The 17,054-nt window shown below is 55.5% G+C and carries 14 protein-coding genes; 6 read left to right on the top strand and 8 right to left on the bottom strand.

Annotated elements, in window-relative coordinates; translation table 11 throughout:
- Positions 1-142 precede the first annotated feature (142 nt).
- Positions 143-802 (top strand): epoxyqueuosine reductase QueH, encoded by a 660-nt coding sequence (locus EPG66_RS18040; protein WP_022623997.1) that lies wholly within the window; start codon positions 143-145, stop codon positions 800-802.
- Here the strand turns inward: EPG66_RS18040 and EPG66_RS18035 are convergent, their stop codons facing one another.
- Positions 803-1,303: a helix-turn-helix domain-containing protein gene (locus EPG66_RS18035; protein ID WP_010253373.1), complete on the bottom strand. Its 501-nt coding sequence runs from the start codon at positions 1,301-1,303 to the stop codon at positions 803-805. It abuts the gene before it with no gap.
- Between the two features lie 343 nt (positions 1,304-1,646).
- Here EPG66_RS18035 and EPG66_RS18030 point away from each other — a divergent pair, with 343 nt between their 5' ends.
- Positions 1,647-2,669, top strand: a complete 1,023-nt coding sequence (locus tag EPG66_RS18030) for an alpha/beta fold hydrolase (RefSeq protein ID WP_069025480.1) — start codon at positions 1,647-1,649, stop codon at positions 2,667-2,669.
- A gap of 26 nt (positions 2,670-2,695) precedes the next feature.
- Here EPG66_RS18030 and EPG66_RS18025 read toward each other — a convergent pair whose 3' ends face one another.
- The 5 genes from EPG66_RS18025 to uxuA form a co-directional block, all read right to left on the bottom strand.
- A complete protein-coding gene (locus EPG66_RS18025; RefSeq protein ID WP_069025479.1) occupies positions 2,696-3,664 on the bottom strand; it encodes a GGDEF domain-containing protein in 969 nt (322 codons plus the stop codon).
- 103 nt (positions 3,665-3,767) lie between these two features.
- Positions 3,768-4,745, bottom strand: a complete 978-nt coding sequence (gene hemB / locus EPG66_RS18020) for a porphobilinogen synthase (RefSeq protein WP_031594159.1) — start codon at positions 4,743-4,745, stop codon at positions 3,768-3,770.
- A gap of 127 nt (positions 4,746-4,872) precedes the next feature.
- Positions 4,873-6,378: a glycine betaine/L-proline transporter ProP gene (gene proP, locus EPG66_RS18015; protein WP_031594158.1), complete on the bottom strand. Its 1,506-nt coding sequence runs from the start codon at positions 6,376-6,378 to the stop codon at positions 4,873-4,875.
- 423 nt (positions 6,379-6,801) lie between these two features.
- Positions 6,802-8,409 (bottom strand): EAL domain-containing protein, encoded by a 1,608-nt coding sequence (locus tag EPG66_RS18010; protein ID WP_115759064.1) that lies wholly within the window; start codon positions 8,407-8,409, stop codon positions 6,802-6,804.
- A gap of 287 nt (positions 8,410-8,696) precedes the next feature.
- A complete protein-coding gene (gene uxuA, locus EPG66_RS18005) occupies positions 8,697-9,881 on the bottom strand; it encodes a mannonate dehydratase (protein ID WP_069025477.1) in 1,185 nt (394 codons plus the stop codon).
- 149 nt (positions 9,882-10,030) lie between these two features.
- Between uxuA and EPG66_RS18000 the strand changes: the two genes are divergently transcribed.
- On the top strand, positions 10,031-10,714 hold the full coding sequence (locus EPG66_RS18000) for a FadR/GntR family transcriptional regulator (protein ID WP_010253357.1): 684 nt from the start codon (positions 10,031-10,033) through the stop codon (positions 10,712-10,714).
- Here the strand turns inward: EPG66_RS18000 and EPG66_RS17995 are convergent.
- Entirely contained in the window at positions 10,703-11,758 is a 1,056-nt protein-coding gene (locus tag EPG66_RS17995) for an AI-2E family transporter (RefSeq protein ID WP_010253354.1), read from the bottom strand. The genes EPG66_RS18000 and EPG66_RS17995 overlap by 12 nt on opposite strands.
- 300 nt (positions 11,759-12,058) lie before the next feature.
- On the opposite strand from EPG66_RS17995, the gene EPG66_RS17990 reads away from it, so the two are divergent.
- A complete protein-coding gene (locus EPG66_RS17990) occupies positions 12,059-13,282 on the top strand; it encodes an MFS transporter (RefSeq protein ID WP_010671518.1) in 1,224 nt (407 codons plus the stop codon).
- Between the two features lie 83 nt (positions 13,283-13,365).
- Here the strand turns inward: EPG66_RS17990 and EPG66_RS17985 are convergent, their stop codons facing one another.
- Positions 13,366-14,181, bottom strand: coding sequence for a TIM barrel protein (locus EPG66_RS17985; protein WP_115759063.1), 816 nt, complete (start codon positions 14,179-14,181; stop codon positions 13,366-13,368).
- Between the two features lie 421 nt (positions 14,182-14,602).
- On the opposite strand from EPG66_RS17985, the gene EPG66_RS17980 reads away from it, so the two are divergent.
- On the top strand, positions 14,603-16,108 hold the full coding sequence (locus EPG66_RS17980) for a CoA-acylating methylmalonate-semialdehyde dehydrogenase (RefSeq protein WP_010671520.1): 1,506 nt from the start codon (positions 14,603-14,605) through the stop codon (positions 16,106-16,108).
- A 119-nt stretch (positions 16,109-16,227) separates the two neighbouring features.
- Complete coding sequence (gene iolB / locus EPG66_RS17975; protein WP_031594152.1) at positions 16,228-17,046, top strand: 5-deoxy-glucuronate isomerase; 819 nt, start codon at positions 16,228-16,230, stop codon at positions 17,044-17,046.
- Positions 17,047-17,054 lie beyond the last annotated feature (8 nt).

Below are 17,054 nucleotides of genomic sequence, written 5' to 3'. Positions count from 1 at the left end.
ACAGAGATCAGCGGGTTGATTCAGGAAAGGAAAACCGCGGCCGGGGCACGATTACACAAAACAGGGCGCGTCAGGTCAGGTTTTGCAACTGCCCGCCTGCGGCATTACACTGCCGCTTTACTGCTATTGATTGAAGGTGCTTATGTCTGAACCTTTCCAGCGTCAGCCGCTGCCTCTGCCGGGCGGTCATAAAAAAGTCCTGCTGCACTCCTGTTGCGCACCCTGCTCGGGTGAGGTGATGGAAGCGATGCTGGCATCCGGCATTGAATACACGATCTATTTCTACAACCCGAATATTCATCCGCTCAAAGAGTATGAGTTGCGTAAAGAGGAGAATATTCGCTTTGCTGAAAAATTTGGGGTGCCGTTTATTGATGCGGACTATGACCGGGATAACTGGTTTGAGCGGGCGCGCGGCCTGGAGTGGTCACCGGAACGGGGTGAACGCTGTACCATGTGCTTTGATATGCGCTTTGAACGTACGGCACTCTATGCCCATGAGAACGGCTTTCCGGTGATGACCAGTTGCCTGGGGATTTCGCGCTGGAAAGATATGAAGCAGATTAACAGCTGCGGAGTCCGCGCAGCGGCGGCGTATCCGGATCTGATGTACTGGGATTTTAACTGGCGTAAAGGCGGTGGATCGTCGCGCATGATTGAAATCAGCAAGCGCGAGAGTTTCTATCAGCAGGAATATTGTGGCTGTGTCTATTCACTGCGCGACACCAATCGTCATCGCGTCACCCAGGGACGTGAGCGTATTCAGATTGGTGTGCAATATTATCAGCCGGATGAATCCTGATTAACCTGGATCGCGGAAAGCGTCGGCCGGCGCATATCCGCGCGCTGAGCGCGTAACAGGCCGGACTGTTACGCCACAGCTCTGCTTTATGCTTTCCGCCCGACCGTAACTGCACAGCGCACAGGGATCATCAACGTCGTCCAGCTGCTGCTTTGCCTCGTCCTTCATCAGACGTTTACGGCAGACGCTCGGCGTGCAGCCCATAATCTGCTTAAAAGATCGGGTAAAAGATTGCTGGCTTTCAAAATGGTATTTCAGCGCCAGGCTGATGATGGGCGTGCGGCTGTTTTTTAAATCATGAACACTGGCGTTAAGCTTTTTCTTACGAATATATCGCGCCAGGGTTTCATTATGATAACGGGCAAAAAGTTTCTGTAAATACCACTTAGAGTAACCCGCTTTTTCTGCAATATCATCAACGCTTAAACGCTGATCCAGATTATTATTAATCCACTCAGTGATAGAGACGATCACGCTTTCGTTATATTTATTTTCGTTCATAGAACCCCCTGTTTGATTTAAGAAGATTCTAAAATATTTATCTTAATGTGCTTATTCTTTGCGTAAAGATTTTTCAGGATTTTAATCGTTATCTCTGAAGATATTCATTTGAGGGGCTGTTATTAATAAAAAAGATGAATTGTGATTAATCTGTTGGTAATTGTGGGTGAATGAATAAGTGATTCCGCGGGACAGTAATCAAAACGAGGTGTGGGTCCGCAGCCAGACTCACGGTTTACCCTGCCGGAGACTCTGTAATCACGGCTATAGCACGGCACATCAATAGATTTTTGGCTGTGACATGCCAGGCTTACGGCTCACCTTTAACCTGGAGACCCCCCGGATGAGCCCGACATACGCGCTGAAAAAACCGCTTGCCGCCTTGCTCACCTCGCTGGCGTTATTTGCTCATGCACCTGCCAGTGCCGCAGGTGTGTATGGCGAACAGCTGGAAGGATTTCAATACCCCTATCCGTTGCAGCATTTTGATTTTCAATCCCAGCAGCAACCGCTGAGTATGGGCTATATGGATGTGAAACCGGCGCAACGGGCCAACGGCGAAACCGTGGTGCTGATGCACGGTAAAAACTTCTGTGGCGCGACCTGGGAAGCGACCATTCGCGCACTCAGTCAGCAGGGATATCGCGTGATCGCGCCCGACCAGATTGGCTTCTGCAGCTCGACCAAGCCAGCCAGTTACCAGTACAGTTTTCAGCAGCTGGCAGATAATACCCATCAGCTGCTCGCCCGGCTGGGTGTGAAGAAGGCGGTGATTATGGGTCACTCCACTGGCGGGATGCTGGCAACACGTTATGCGCTGATGTACCCGGAACAGACACAGAAGCTGGTGCTGGTTAACCCGATCGGGCTGGAGGACTGGAAAGCCAAAGGCGCACCGTGGCGATCCGTGGATCAGTGGTATCAGCGCGAACTCAAACTCAGCGCAGAGGGCATTAAGAAGTATGAGCAGCAGACCTACTATGTCGGTCGCTGGAAACCCGAATATGACAAGTGGGTTGATATGCTGGCCGGACTCAACAGTGGGCCGGGCCACGAGAAGGTGGCATGGAACTCCGCCTTAATCTACGACATGATCTTCACGCAGCCCGTATTTTATGAATTCGGCGATCTGAAAGTGCCCACCACGCTGATGATCGGCACCTCAGACACGACTGCCATCGGCAGTGATATCGCCCCGGCAGAGGTGAAAGCCCGGCTGGGTGATTACGCGGTACTGGGGAAAGAGGTCGCAAAACGCATTCCGGGGGCGCGCTTAATCGAATTCCCCGGTATGGGACACGCGCCGCAAATGGAAGAACCGGCAAAATTTAACCAGACGCTGCTCGACGATCTGGCGCGTCCCTGAACCGTCAGGCGCTGCGGCGCCTGACCTTAGATCGCCACGCGTTTCTGCTTTTTACTGAGGTACATCTGCTCATCGCTGTCGTGCAGCAACTGCTCCAGCGATTGCGGATGCGCCGCGTCAAACTCCACGACGCCGGACGAGAATTGCAGGCGATAACGGCGGTTCAGACTGATTGATTGCTGTTGCAGATAATGGTCAAACTGCATGAGCAGCGCTTCGCTCTGCTGCTGCTGCAGACCATTAAACAGCACCACAAACTCATCGCCGCCCAGACGGGCAAACAGATCCGAATGCTTGAACACCACTTTCATCGCATCGGCAAAGTCCATCAGCGCGCGGTCGCCTTCGCGGTGGCCCAGCGTGTCATTAATCTGCTTAAATTTGTCGAGATCGAGAAAGGTCAGACAGGCGGGCCGGTTTTTCAGCCGGCACTCGTTCAGCACCATCTGTCCCAGCGTCATAAAGCCGCGACGATTAGTGATCTGCGTCAGTTCATCACAGGTGGCAGTCTGAAAGGCGACCAGTTCCGCTTCGGCCATGGCGGCCAGGTCGCGCATCGTGGCCTGATCCTCTTCATTAAACTGACGCGGTTCACGACCAATGATACAGAGGGTACCCATTTTAGCGCCGCCCGGTGCCCGCAGCGGACAGCCGGCATAAAAGCGGATATGCGGTTCGCCGGTAACCAGCGGATTATCATAAAAACGTTCATCTTCTGCGGCATCTTCAACGATCATGATCTCATCCTGCAGGATGGCATGGCCGCAAAAGGAGATGTCGCGGGGCGATCCTGCGGGTTCATAGCCCTGAGCGGATTTAAACCACTGATGGTCAGCTTCCAGCAGGCTGACTAACGCGATAGGAACGTCATACAGGCGGCGCGCCAGACGGGTTAAACGATCGAAACGCTCTTCCGCTGGCGTGTTCATTATGTTCAGCGCACGCAACTGCGATAAACGTTGCGCCTCGTCGGCAGCGATTTCAGGTGCTTTCATCACAGAGCCCTTTGTTTTTTTAGCTCAAGCCAGGTTCTGGTGTTTGCCTTACGGCGAAGAAGAAGAGCGTGACATAGCCATCACGCTCTTTATAAGGAGGGGATCAGAGCACTTTTTGTTCGGCGAGATCAAGGGCGAAATAGCTGAAAATCAGGTCTGCACCTGCGCGTTTAATCGCACCGAGGCTTTCCAGCACCACATTGCGTTCATCAATGGCACCGGCCTGAGCGGCAAATTTGATCATCGCGTATTCACCACTCACCTGATAAGCCGCCAGCGGCAATTCGGTACGTTCACGGATATCACGCAGGATATCCAGATAGGCACCTGCCGGTTTCACCATCAGTGAATCCGCGCCTTGCGCCGCGTCGAGCAGCGATTCACGGATCGCTTCACGGCGATTCATCGGGTTCATCTGGTAGGTTTTACGGTCGCCTTTCAGCGCCGTTCCGGCCGCTTCACGGAACGGGCCGTAAAACGAGGAGGCGAATTTGGTGGAGTAGGACATGATGGCGGTCTGAGTGAAGCCCGCCGCGTCCAGTGCCCGGCGAATCGCCTCAACCTGACCATCCATCGCCGCTGACGGAGCGATGAAATCCGCACCGGCTGCGGCGGCAACGACGGCCTGCTTACCCAGGTTTTCCAGGGTTGCATCGTTATCGACGCCGTGATCACACAACACGCCACAGTGGCCGTGGCTGGTGTATTCACAGAAGCAGGTGTCAGACATCACGATCATTTCTGGCACGGTCTCTTTGCAGATGCGGGACATACGTGCCACCAGACCGTTTTCGTTCCAGGCATCGCTGCCGGTGGCATCGGTGTGGTGCGAAATACCGAAGGTCATCACCGAGCGGATACCCGCTTTGGCGATGCGCTCAATTTCATAGGCGAGACGTTTTTCCGGAATACGCATCACGCCAGGCATCGCCTGAATCGCTTTGTAATCGTCGACTTCTTCTTCAACAAAGATGGGCAGAGCCAGATCGTTCAGGCTCAGGGAGGACTCCTGGAACATTTCACGCATTGAGGCGCTGGCGCGCAATCTTCTTGGGCGCTGGATAAGGGAATAATCAGACATTTTCATTCTTACGCAGGTGAAAAAAGTGACAACAGTTTACTCCCTTTGACCGCGAGGGATGAAGGTTTGTGTGCGGTAAGAGAGGGGGAAAAGAACTCTCCCGCCGGGCGGCGGGAGAGCAGAACGATTACTCGTTGATATCCGGATGCTGCTGCACCAGGTTTTTACGTTTCGCTTCCAGGCGGGAGATCTCTTCGTCGATATCTTCGATTTTGTGCTCGATATTATCGTGATGTTCCTGCAGGATTTCGCGCGCTTCTTCCATATCAGAAGCCGCCGGTGTCGCGCCTTTCAGGGGCTTGTTGGCAGTTTCTTTCATGTACAGCCCGGTAATCAGACCAATCACTGCCACCACCATCAGATAGTAGGCTGGCATGTAGAGGTTATTGGTCGTTTCTACCAGCCAGGCGGCCAGCGTTGGCGTCAGACCGGCAACCAGTACCGAGATGTTAAACGCACTGGCCAGCGCACTGTAGCGGATGTGCGTTGGGAACATCGCAGGCAGTGAAGAGGCCATCACGCCAGTAAAGGCGTTGAGGATTACCGCCAGCAGCAGCAGACCACCAAAAATCAGTCCCAGTACGCCACTGTTGATCATCATAAAGGCGGGAATCGCGAAGATCATCAGGGCGATACTGCCGATGATAACAAACGGACGACGGCCGAAACGGTCACTCATCATGCCGATCATCGGCTGGACAAACAGCATACCGATCATGATGGCGATGATAATCATCACACCGTGATCTTCGCTGTAGTGCAGGTTATGTGACAGGTAGCTCGGCATGTACGTCAGCAACATGTAGTAGGTGACGTTAGTGGCGATAACCAGACCGACACAGGAGAGCAGGCTGCGCCAGTGTTTGGTCGCAATCTCTTTAAACGATACCTGTGGACCATCCTGCAGGCCTTCGCGGTCGCCCTGTTCCAGTTTGTCCACGTGCTGCTGGAATGCCGGAGTCTCTTCCAGCGCATGACGCAGGTAAAGACCGATAATTCCCAGCGGCAGCGCGACGAAGAACGGCAGACGCCAGCCCCACTCAAGGAAACTCTCTTCTCCGATAATGGAGGAAATCAGCACCACCAAGCCCGCACCGAGCACGAAGCCCGCAATCGAACCAAAGTCGAGCCAGCTTCCCATAAAGCCGCGTTTACGGTCAGGCGAATATTCGGCCACAAAGATTGAGGCACCGGTATATTCACCGCCCACCGAGAAGCCCTGAGCCATCTTCGCTAACAGCAGCAGAACAGGTGCCCAGATGCCGATGGAGGCGTAGGACGGTATCAGGCCGATACAGAAAGTACTGACCGACATGATGATGATGGTGATGGAGAGAATTTTCTGACGACCATATTTGTCGCCAAGCATACCGAAGAACAGTCCACCCAGCGGGCGAATCAGGAAAGGAACAGAGAAAGTGGCGAGCGCCGCAATCATCTGAACGCCCGGCGAAACATCCGGGAAAAAGACTTTACCCAGCGCATAGGCCACAAAGCCGTAAACACCGAAGTCGAACCACTCCATCGCGTTGCCCAGAGAGGCCGCGGTGATGGCTTTACGTAAACGGGTATCATCGATGATAGTCACATCATCGATCCCAATTGGTTTTACACGCTTCCTACGCAATTTCATAGAATTACCCTGTATTGGAACACGAAAGTCCTCAACGGCGCGAGCCGGGTGTGAGTCGTTCAGACCGCTGCGTTGAGAAATTTAAGCATAGCCGTAAATAAGCACTGTTTATGCGCCGGCAGACACAATAATTACTGTTGTGATTATTGCGAACAGCGACAGAGTATACCGTTTTTGTGTGATATCTGTCATGTTTGGGCTACATCCGGCCTGTTTTTACAACAAATAGAGCTGTTTGCAACCGCAAAAAAATTATCACTGAGCGTGACGACCGCCGTTTTTTTCAGCAAATCAGGGGTAAAGAAGGGAAGTTACGGGCCAGGCTGGTACCGGAAGCGGCTATCCGCTGTGCATCACAGGGCGGAGAGCAGAAAGATGAGTGAATGTGGCTCGACTGGCGGTTCAGCTGCCATCTTCTCTGGTTCAGACGTCGGGTTCCTGCCGGGCCTGAAGAGCCAGCTCCCGTTCAATCGGCTGTTCGCCCCTATCGGTCAGCCAGGCAACCAGCGCGGTGTTGTCCATCGGGCGGGCATAATAATAGCCCTGGATATAGACCACACCGCGCCGTTGCAGATAGCTGAACTGTAACGCGGTCTCAACGCCTTCTCCCAGCACTTCCAGTTCAAGCTCATGACTGAGCTGGATAATCGCGTCCAGCACCGGCGTTCTGCCTTCAAGGGATTCAATCGCGTTGATAAAGCCGCGATCGATTTTCAGATAATCTATCGTGAAGGTCTGTAAATAGCTCAGCGAACAGTGACCGGTACCAAAATCATCAATCGCGACCTTCATGCCGCAACCACGTAACTGCTCCAGCTTGCGTGCCACCTCCGCGCCATCTTTGATCAGGCTGCGTTCGGTCAGCTCCAGGGTTATCAGGAACTGCTTATCTTTGATCCGTTCGGCAAACTGCAGCATATCGTCGACAAAGTCAGGATGCTGCAGATGATCCGCCGCCACGTTAATGGCCAGGTGGAAATGGGGCTCAACCTGCCACGCCTGCACATCCTCTGCAATTAAATCGAGCAGATGGCGGGTCAGCGGCACAATCATGCCTTCCGCTTCTGCTGCGCCGATAAAAATATCTGGCCGCACGCCTTTACCGTCGGGCGTTGTCCAGCGCAGCAGAGCTTCAGCGCCGCTGCAGCGTTGCAGCCGGTTGTCATAGACCGGCTGATAGTGCGCCCTGAACTGGCCGCTGGTGATGGCCCGGCGAATCTCATCGCGCCATGAAATACGCCGTTTCAGCCAGTTCGCCATCAGCATCATCAGCAGAATAGAGAAGATAGCGGCCATCGGCATGATGATAAACATCACCTGACGCCAGGCCGAGATCAGTTCAGAGGGTGAGGCAATGAGGGTGACAGAGAGCGGATAGCGGTGGGAGAGAGCCTGATAAATCATGGGTTCAAACCAGCTGGACGCGGCGATGTGCGGATCGCCAAACGAGATCGGCGCGCCGCCGCTGAACGTCATGCTGAAATGATAGAGATGGCTGCTGCTGATCGCGCGCATAAAATCGATCAGATACTGGCCATCGATCACTGCCCAGAATCCCTCGCCATCGGGCAGATCGCGCATAAAAATCACTGCCGGCCGATCCGGTACGCCCGTTGTTCCGGCAATTGACAGACTCCACCAGGCTTTTCCGGTAACCGGCGCGTCGCGCATGATCATATCTTTCAGCAGGCCTGGGCGTGAACCATACACCGACGAACAGGCGATGTGATCCTGCTCCATTTTACCAATCGCGCGGAAATAGGGGTTTAGCGAGCCAATGCGCTGCAGCTGGTTTTCAATCTGGCTGCAGGGCTGATGATGAAACTGGCGCAGCACGGTAATCATATCCCAGGCGCTGTCGCTCATTCTTTCAGCCTGAGATAGCAGCGTATTCGCCGCAGTTACCTGCTGCTGATGCACGGTGTGGCGCGCATCCAGGGCGGTGAAAAAAATGCCAATAATCAGAGGCAGCACGCCGGAAATAATAATCACCAGCCTGGCGTAGTCGCGTTTTCGTTTCAGTAGCGGCACCGCTGAATCCTCTGAGTATTATTGGTGTTATGCGGAGGTGCTGATCAGTGGCGCAGCATAGCATCTCTCCGGGCGGTGCAGATTAGCGTTTTTGCGATCAGGAGAACTGACTAAGGTCAATTATCGACCAGACATTGCATTTTTTGACAGGTTGTTTGGTTTTCATTGCTATGCAGCAAAACAATCAGGTGAAAACGGGTGGCAGGCAGGGCAGAAGGCCGATCCGCCGCAGCGGCCAGGAGAGACCCTGGCCCGTCACAGGGCGGGCGCAGGGCAGGACGTTTTACTTAATCGGCAAAATAGATCTGTTTCAGTGCTACTTCAACGCCGCGCAGTTCGGCAAGGCCTTTCAGGCGGCCAATGGCGGAATAACCGGGATTGGTGCGCTTATGCAGATCGTCCAGCATCTGATGGCCGTGATCGGGACGCATGGGAATCGCCCGCAGGTTGCCCGCCCGACGGCGGCGCTGCTCTTCCGCCAGAATAACCTTGATCACGCTGACCATATCGACGTCGCCCGCCAGATGCGCCGCTTCATGGAAGCTGGCCGGGTTTGCCTCGCGTTTCGTGGCGCGCAGATGGATAAAGTTAATGCGGTCGGCATAGGTTTCCGCCATCTCAACCAGCGCGTTGTCGGCACGCACGCCATAGGAGCCGGTACAGAAACAGAAACCGTTGTGCAGACTGTCCACGGTTTCTTTCAGCCACTGCATATCTTCCTGCGTAGAAATAATGCGCGGCAGACCCAGAATAGGACGTGGTGGGTCATCCGGATGCACCGCCAGTTTAATGCCCGTTTCCTCCGCAACCGGCACGATGGCGCGCAGGAAGGTCGCCATATGCTCGCGCAGTTTCGCTTTGTCGATGCCGTCATACTGCGACAGCTGCGCCTGAAACTGCTCCAGGGTGTAACCCTCTTCGGCGCCTGGCAGACCGGCGATAATATTGCGCACCAGGGTGCTTTTCTCTTCTGCGCTCATGGCGGCAAAGCGCTGAGCGGCGGCCTGCTGCTCGGCAGCGCTGTAATCCTGTTCCGCTCCCGGACGCTGCAACAGATAAAGTTCGAAGGCCGCAAAAGCGTCGGCGTCGAAGCGCAGCGCTTTTGCGCCATCCGGCAGCGTCCAGGCGAGGTCGGTTCGCGTCCAGTCCAGCACCGGCATGAAGTTGTAGCAGACGGTATCAATGCCGCAGGCAGCCAGATTGCGTATCGACTGCTGATAATTGGCGATATAGCGAAGGTAGTCACCACGCTGGGTTTTAATCGCCTCATGGACCGGGATGCTCTCTACCACCGACCAGACCAGACCTTTTTCCGCCAGCAGTGCCTGACGCGCTTTAATCTCCTCAACCGGCCATACCTCGCCGTTAGGGATATGGTGCAGCGCCGTCACAATGCCGGTCGCGCCCGCCTGACGCGCATCATCCAGTGAGACCGGGTCGTTGGGGCCGTACCATCGCCATGTATGTTCCATTTTTACTCCTCAACTGTGATGTGGCCCAGTGGTCAGGCCGCTGGACCAAGAGTATGATAGTGGACAAAACAGGGCCGTGATCCGGATCGCAGCATGACAAACTGTATCGGTGAAGAGATCGCTTTTACGTGCAATCAGAGGAGAGGGTGATGACGCTGCCAGTAATAAAAACCGAGCGCCTGTACCGTCAGATCGCCAACGTTATCATGGCCGGTATCACGCGCGGTGACTTTGTGGCAGGTGGGTTGCTGCCACCGGAGCGCGAGCTGGCAAAACAGCTGGGTGTCAGTCGTTCATCAGTGCGTGAAGCATTGATTGCGCTGGAGATGACCGGCTGGGTCGATATCCGCACTGGCAACGGTGTTTACGTCGCCCAGCCGCTGCCGCAGGCTGCGGTTCCGCAGGAGAGTGAAACCTGTAGTCTGCAGGATCTGTTGCAGGCGCGTGAAGCTTTTGAGGGGATGCTGGCGGGATTTGCCGCACGTAACGGCACCACCGTTCAGCGTGCAGCACTGCTGGCGCTGACCGCTGAACTGCAGCAGTACAATGAAAATGACGCGGCCTTTCTGGAGCAGGACAAGCGCTTCCATCTGCTGATCAGTGAGATGAGCGGCAATGATGTATTACGCGACCTGCTGGAGCAGTTATGGAACCGGCGCCACAGCCCGCATGTGCAGCGACTGGAGCGCCATTATGCCGATAACAGCTTCGCGCAGGAGATGAACGCAGACCATCAGCAGATCGCCAATGCGATTGTGGCGGGCGATGAAGCAGCAGCCCGTCAGGCGATGGAGAGCCATCTGCAGCACGTGCAGCAGCGGCTACTTGGTTAATGCCCGTGCCCGCTTGGGTCGTCCGGTGCCCAGCATAATCGCCAGACGGCTGCCGCCTGGCGTGGTTTCCATCAGAATTTTAGTAATGCTGGTGAGCGGCACCGAGAGCAGCATGCCGACCGGACCGAGCAGCCAGCCCCAGAATACCAGCGACAGAAACACCACCAGTGTCGATAAGCCAAGACCGCGCCCCATCAGGCGCGGCTCCAGCATATTGCCAAACACCATATGAATCGCGGTAAACAGCGCCGCCACCATCGCGGCATCAAACAGGCTGTTCAGTAACAACGCCTGCAGGAAGGGCGGGATACCGGCGATAATCGGGCCGATATTGGGAATAAAGTTGAGGATAAACGCTACGACACCCCATAACAGCGCAAACTTCACATCCAGCAGGTAGAGACTCAGCCAGACTGCGATGCCGGTTATCAGACTCACCAGGGTTTTCAGCGCCAGATAGTGCGTGACGCCTTTCAGCGCTTTATGCAGTCCGGCGATGCGAATTTTCGGATTCACCAGCGCGTTGCGCATTTTATAGGGCAGGTGATGGACCTCAAACAGCATAAACACCACGGTCAGCACCAGCAGCACGGTATTGGTCATCGCGCCGGAAAAGCCGCTCAGCGCCACGGTAGCCAGGTTCATCATGGTATTAGGATCGAAACGCTGTACCAGCGCATCGGTTGAAATATTAAGATGAAAGCCCGCCGCCAGATGTTGCAGCACCGTCATTTTCTGCTCCATGGTGGCGCGCAGTTGCGGATAGAGATCGGAAAACTCGCTCATGGAGCTGGCAATAATGGCACCCAGTAGCACGAGAGCGCAGAAAATCACCGTGATCACCAGCCCAATCGCCAGCCCACGGCGGAAGCCACGACGCATCAGCATCGTCACCAGCGGATTCAGCACAATGGCAAAGAACGCCGCCAGCAGCAGCGGAACCAGAATATCGGACGCTGCCCGAACCCCGGCGAGGATAATGACCAGCATCGCCAGTTTTATCAGAATATTTTGTCCGATCTTTTCCCGTTGCAGCTCGCTCATTCTCTCTCTCATAACGTAATTTGGCTGTTGAAAGTGTAGCTGAAACAAAATTAACAATCTGATTTATCAGAGAAACGGTAAAGCGCGGCGGCAGGTGGATGATGTCATCAGCGCCATAGCACTCAGCTATCGCGGCAGAGCCGCAAGTCCCCATTGTTCCGGTTTTTACCCGGCTTTCTGCTGCACGTCCGGGCAGGGGCAGCCGTCCGATAACCGTGTCATTAAGATGCGCCAGTGGTGAAAGCGGGTATAGTTAAAGGATAAACCTTATCATTCAGCCAAATACGAGCGCGAGGACTCATGCCTGAACAGCCTTCAGCGGAACCGAACACCCCATCCGGAAACCTGCACATCTCTCTGCTGATCCTCTCTATCGTGGCCTACAACTTTGCCAGCTATCTCACTATCGGTCTGCCGCTGGCGGTATTGCCAGGATGGGTGCATGACCAGCTGGGCTTCAGCGCATTCTGGGCGGGCCTGGTGATCAGCCTGCAATATGTGGCGACGCTGCTGAGCCGCCCACACGCCGGACGCTATGCCGATCTCTGGGGGCCAAAGAAAGTGGTGGTGACCGGCCTGGTGGGCTGTCTGATCAGCGGGCTGTGTATTCTGCTGGCGGCGCTCATCGAATCACCGCTGTTAAGCCTGACGCTGCTCTGCGTGGGCCGCTTGATTCTGGGCGTGGGCCAGAGTTTTACCGGCACCGGTACCTCGTTGTGGGGTGTGGCGCGGGTGGGTTCGCTGCACATTGGCCGGGTCATCTCCTGGAACGGTATCGTCACTTATGGCGCGATGGCGATTGGCGCACCGCTCGGCGTAGTGATATTCCGGGCAGGTGGCCTGCTGTGGCTGTCGCTGGTCATTGTTGCTATCTGCGTGGTGGGCATCGTCTGCGCGGTGCCGCGTCCGGCCGTAAAAGCCAGCCGGGCCAGACCCCTGCCGTTTCGTGCGGTGCTGGGGAAAATCGCCGGTTTTGGTGCGATTCTGGCGATGGGTTCGGCGGGTTTTGGTGTCATCGCCACCTTTATTACCCTGTTCTATCAGGATAAAGGCTGGGAAGGGGCCGCCTTTGCGCTCTCCCTGTTCAGCGGCGCTTTTGTCGGAGCGCGTTTGCTGTTCCCGAATGCGATTAACCGCCACGGCGGTCTGCGGGTCGCCAGCATCTGTCTGGCGGTTGAAGCCGCCGGACTGTTTCTGGTCGCCGCAGCGGGTGATCCCTGGATGGCAAAAGCGGGCGCATTTCTGACCGGTGCCGGGTTCTCGCTGGTATTCCCGGCGCTGGGCGTGGTGGCGGTAAAAGTGGTGCCGCAGCAGAATCAGGGCAGCGCGCTGGCGACCTACACCGCCTTTATGGATCTGTCGCTGGGGATAACCGGGCCACTTGCCGGATTCATCATGACTTATGCGGGGGTCTCACGCGTCTACCTGCTCACGGCGCTGCTGGTCTGCGTCGCTTTTTTCTGCACGCTGCGCATGCAGCGGCGTCAGGCGGTGTTGCCGGCAGCAGACGATTCTTCAGGATAAAAAAATGGCCCAGCAGCGGGCCAGAACGTCTTTTCAGACACAGATAAACCGATTAATGGTGCGCGCAAAGTGCAGAACAGGATTCAGGCCTGCAGCAGTTCAATACTGTTGCGAATCTGGCGTTCAATCTCCGCAGGGGGCCAGTTGCTGAGCTGACTGGAGAAGGGCTCAAAGGCATAAACGCCCTTATAGCCGAGCATCTCCAGCCGCTTCACCTGTACCACGCTCTTCAGTACATCGTTATCACTCAGCATGATGCGTTCTTCATCGGTCAGTTCGGCGATTGGGCGCCGATCTTCCACGCCCGAAAGGTGCACCAGACCGATCTGATTAACATCAATGCCTGCTGGAAACTCCAGTTCAGCCTGCTCATAAAGATGATGATGAAAGGTATCCAGCAACAACTTAAAGGGCACGTCCGCCGCGGCGATCAATTGCTGCGCGTGTACCGCCGAACGCAGTGAGCTGACCGGAAAACCCAGCGGCTCCACCAGCCCCTGAATGCCATAGTGGGCAAAGCGCGGGGCCAGCTGCTGCATCGCCGTCTGAGTCTGCTGAGGCGACACGGCAATCCCCTCATTCAGCGGACACATGACCAGCGCCTTTGCACCAATCTGTTGTGCTGTCTGTAACAGTGCTTCGGCCCGGGCCAGTAGCGCGTCATCAATGCGGTTAAACGGATAGAGCGCATTAATGGTGATGATATCAATATGATACCTGTCGGTCAGAGCGCGCAGCTGATCGGTGCTGAGATCGTCAGTGACGCTGCCGCCCGGCATGTCATTACGCAGTTCAACCTTGCTCAGCCCCAGGCGCTGAACCAGCTGAAAAAATGCCTCCAGCGAGAGCCGGGGCGCAATTTTGCGGTTAATACAGAAACGGGTTGGATCGATGGCCATGCGCTGACTCCGGGACAGGAGGATGATGCGACCAAAGAGAACATTTATTTCATTAATAGTGAATAATGAAACGCAAATTATTAGATCAGCCTCGCATTAATTTCATATTCCGTTTCAGCCGGATGCATAAAGGCTGGATCGACTTCGCAGTAAAACGCCCAAACCACTCCCAGGCTATTACCCTGCTACGCTAAGTCTGGCCGCTATTAGTGGCCTCCCGTCATCGTAATGCCGCGAGAGACTGAGTGGCGGGAAAAATGCGATCTGTGCCGCTAAAATCAAATTTTCCAAAAATAACCATTTGAAAAATTTGTTCCACTGTAATAGCTTCATAGCACGCTTTCAGGTTTGCCTGGTCAGGCAGTGTGGCAGGTCGCATGGTCCGTCTGCAGGGAACTTAACCATCTAAAGAGGCAACATCATGACAATCATAGGTAACTTTATTGGCGGTAAAACCACTTTCAGCGCCAGCAACGAAACCATTCCTGTTTACGATCCGGCAACCGGCAAAGTGGTACGTGAACTGACGCAAAGTACCGCTGATGAAGTGGCCCAGGCGATTGGTGTCGCGCATGACGCTTTTGCCGCCTGGTCGAAAACCTCGCCGCTGCGTCGCGCCCGCGTTCTGTTCAACTTTAAAGCCCTGATGGAGAAGCACCGTGACGAGCTGGCGGCGCTGATTGTCTCTGAGCACGGCAAAGTCTGGTCTGATGCGCTGGGTGAACTGACGCGTGGCATCGAAGTGATTGAGTTTGCCTGCGGGATCCCCCATCTGCTCAAAGGCGAATATTCCCCGAACGTCGGCAGCGGCGTTGACAGCTACTCGCTGATGCAACCGGTCGGCGTCGTGGCGGGCATTACGCCGTTTAACTTCCCGGCGATGGTGCCGCTGTGGATGTTCCCGATAGCCCTGGCCTGCGGTAACACCTTTGTGCTGAAGCCACCGGCTCTGGATCCTTCCGCGGCAGTGCGTATGGCTGAACTGCTGACCGAAGCGGGCCTGCCCGATGGCGTATTCAACGTGGTGCACAGTTCCAATGAAGATGCTGAGCAGCTCTATAAAGATCCGCGTATTGCCGCGGTGAGCTTCGTCGGTTCTTCTGGCGTGGCTGAGCATATCTATAAAACCGCCAGCGCCCACGGCAAGCGGGTACAGGCGTTTGGCGCGGCGAAAAACCACGCTATCGTTATGCCGGATGCCGACCTGGATGCTACCGTCAACGCCATTATGGGCGGTGCGTTTGGCTCTGCTGGTGAACGCTGCATGGCGCTGCCGGTTGTGGTCGCCGTGGGCGATGATACCGCCGACAAGCTGATCGCCCGTCTGACTCCGCTGGTGAACGCGCTGCGTATCGGCCCTGGCATTAATCAGGGCGCTGATGAAAATGAGATGGGACCGGTCGTTTCGGCGGCGCACCAGAAGAAAGTGCTGGGCTACATCGACAAAGGCGAGCAGGAAGGCGCGAAGCTGGTGGTCGATGGCCGTAACGTGCAGGTTGCGGGTCACGCCGAAGGTTACTACGTCGGCGGCACGCTGTTTGATCATGTCACCTCTGAGATGGTGATCTGGCGCGAAGAGATTTTCGGGCCGGTGCTGAGCATCATGCGCGCACCGGACTACGACAGTGCGCTGCAACTGGTTAACAGCCATGAATTCGGCAACGGCAGCGCGATTTTCACCAGCAACGGTCACACCGCACGTGAGTTTGTGCAGAACGTTGAAGCGGGTATGGTCGGTGTCAACGTGCCGGTTCCGGTGCCGATGGCGTTCCACAGCTTCGGCGGCTGGAAGCGTTCAGTGTTTGGCGCGCTCAATGTTCATGGGCCGGATGGCGTGCGCTTCTATACCCGCATGAAAACGGCCACCGTACGCTGGCCATCCGGTCAGCAGACCGTGTCTGAATTCAGTATGCCAACCTTAGGCTGATTCATTTCAACGCTGATCCCGGTGCGCGACCGTCAGGATAATCTGCCGGTCGCTTTGTTCGCTGGCATCACGCCCGCGAGCCCACCGCAGCGTCAATCGTGACAGAGAGGAGTATCAGGATGTCTTTACTGTCGAAAGCACAAGCCCCTGACGCGCAGGGTCGTATTCAGCATGTGACGCCTGAGCGCGCCGGCTGGCGTTATGTGGGATTTGATGCCTATTTGCTGAAGAAAGGGGAAACCCTGCGCCTCAGTAGTGGTGATAAAGAGCTATGTCTGGTGCTGGTGGCCGGGCTGGCCTCGGTAAAAACCCGCCATGCTGAGTTTCCCGGTATCGGTCAGCGCATGTCGCCTTTTGAGCGCGTACCGCCTTATTCCGTTTATGTGCCACATGATGATGAAGTAGAGGTTTACGCTGACAGCGATCTTGAGCTGGCGGTCTGTAATGCGCCCGGTCAGGGGAATCTGCCTGCGCGCCTGATTGCACCAGCCGATGTCGGCGTTGAGCATCGCGGAAAAGGGCGCAACCAGCGCCTGGTTCACAATATCCTGCCTGACAATGAACCGGCTGATAGCCTGCTGGTGGTGGAAGTCTATACCAACGAGGGCGATACCAGCTCGTATCCCAGCCACAAGCACGACCAGGAGGAGAGTGAAAACGAAACCTACCTGGAAGAGACCTACTATCACCGTTTCGATCCGGAGCCTGGCTTTGCCATGCAGCGCGTCTACACCGACGACCGTTCCCTGGATGTCTGTATGGCACCTTATAATCGCGACGTGGTGATGGTACCGCGCGGCTATCATCCGGTAGCGACGCTGGCGGGATACAATAACTACTATCTGAACGTGATGGCGGGGCCGGTGCGGCTGTGGAAATTTACCTGGGAGAAAGATCACGCCTGGGTGAACAGCGACAGCTATCCGCGGAAAGCGTAAGTCTTCAC

It is taken from the genome of Pantoea pleuroti, assembly GCF_014156615.1.
Taxonomy (GTDB): Bacteria; Pseudomonadota; Gammaproteobacteria; order Enterobacterales; family Enterobacteriaceae; genus Pantoea; species Pantoea agglomerans.
Note: the sequence above shows the minus strand (reverse complement) of the source record. Positions and strands in the feature narration are given on the sequence as shown.

Excerpts from the sequence above, each read along its gene's own strand:
- EPG66_RS18040 (WP_022623997.1), top strand. The coding sequence starts at position 143 with ATGTCTGAACCTTTCCAGCGTCAGCCGCTGCCTCTGCCGGGCGGTCAT.
- EPG66_RS18035 (WP_010253373.1), bottom strand. The coding sequence starts at position 1,303 with ATGAACGAAAATAAATATAACGAAAGCGTGATCGTCTCTATCACTGAG.
- EPG66_RS18030 (WP_069025480.1), top strand. The coding sequence starts at position 1,647 with ATGAGCCCGACATACGCGCTGAAAAAACCGCTTGCCGCCTTGCTCACC.
- EPG66_RS18025 (WP_069025479.1), bottom strand. The coding sequence starts at position 3,664 with ATGAAAGCACCTGAAATCGCTGCCGACGAGGCGCAACGTTTATCGCAG.
- hemB (WP_031594159.1), bottom strand. The coding sequence starts at position 4,745 with ATGTCTGATTATTCCCTTATCCAGCGCCCAAGAAGATTGCGCGCCAGC.
- proP (WP_031594158.1), bottom strand. The coding sequence starts at position 6,378 with ATGAAATTGCGTAGGAAGCGTGTAAAACCAATTGGGATCGATGATGTG.
- uxuA (WP_069025477.1), bottom strand. The coding sequence starts at position 9,881 with ATGGAACATACATGGCGATGGTACGGCCCCAACGACCCGGTCTCACTG.
- EPG66_RS18000 (WP_010253357.1), top strand. The coding sequence starts at position 10,031 with ATGACGCTGCCAGTAATAAAAACCGAGCGCCTGTACCGTCAGATCGCC.
- EPG66_RS17995 (WP_010253354.1), bottom strand. The coding sequence starts at position 11,758 with ATGAGCGAGCTGCAACGGGAAAAGATCGGACAAAATATTCTGATAAAA.
- EPG66_RS17990 (WP_010671518.1), top strand. The coding sequence starts at position 12,059 with ATGCCTGAACAGCCTTCAGCGGAACCGAACACCCCATCCGGAAACCTG.
- EPG66_RS17985 (WP_115759063.1), bottom strand. The coding sequence starts at position 14,181 with ATGGCCATCGATCCAACCCGTTTCTGTATTAACCGCAAAATTGCGCCC.
- EPG66_RS17980 (WP_010671520.1), top strand. The coding sequence starts at position 14,603 with ATGACAATCATAGGTAACTTTATTGGCGGTAAAACCACTTTCAGCGCC.
- iolB (WP_031594152.1), top strand. The coding sequence starts at position 16,228 with ATGTCTTTACTGTCGAAAGCACAAGCCCCTGACGCGCAGGGTCGTATT.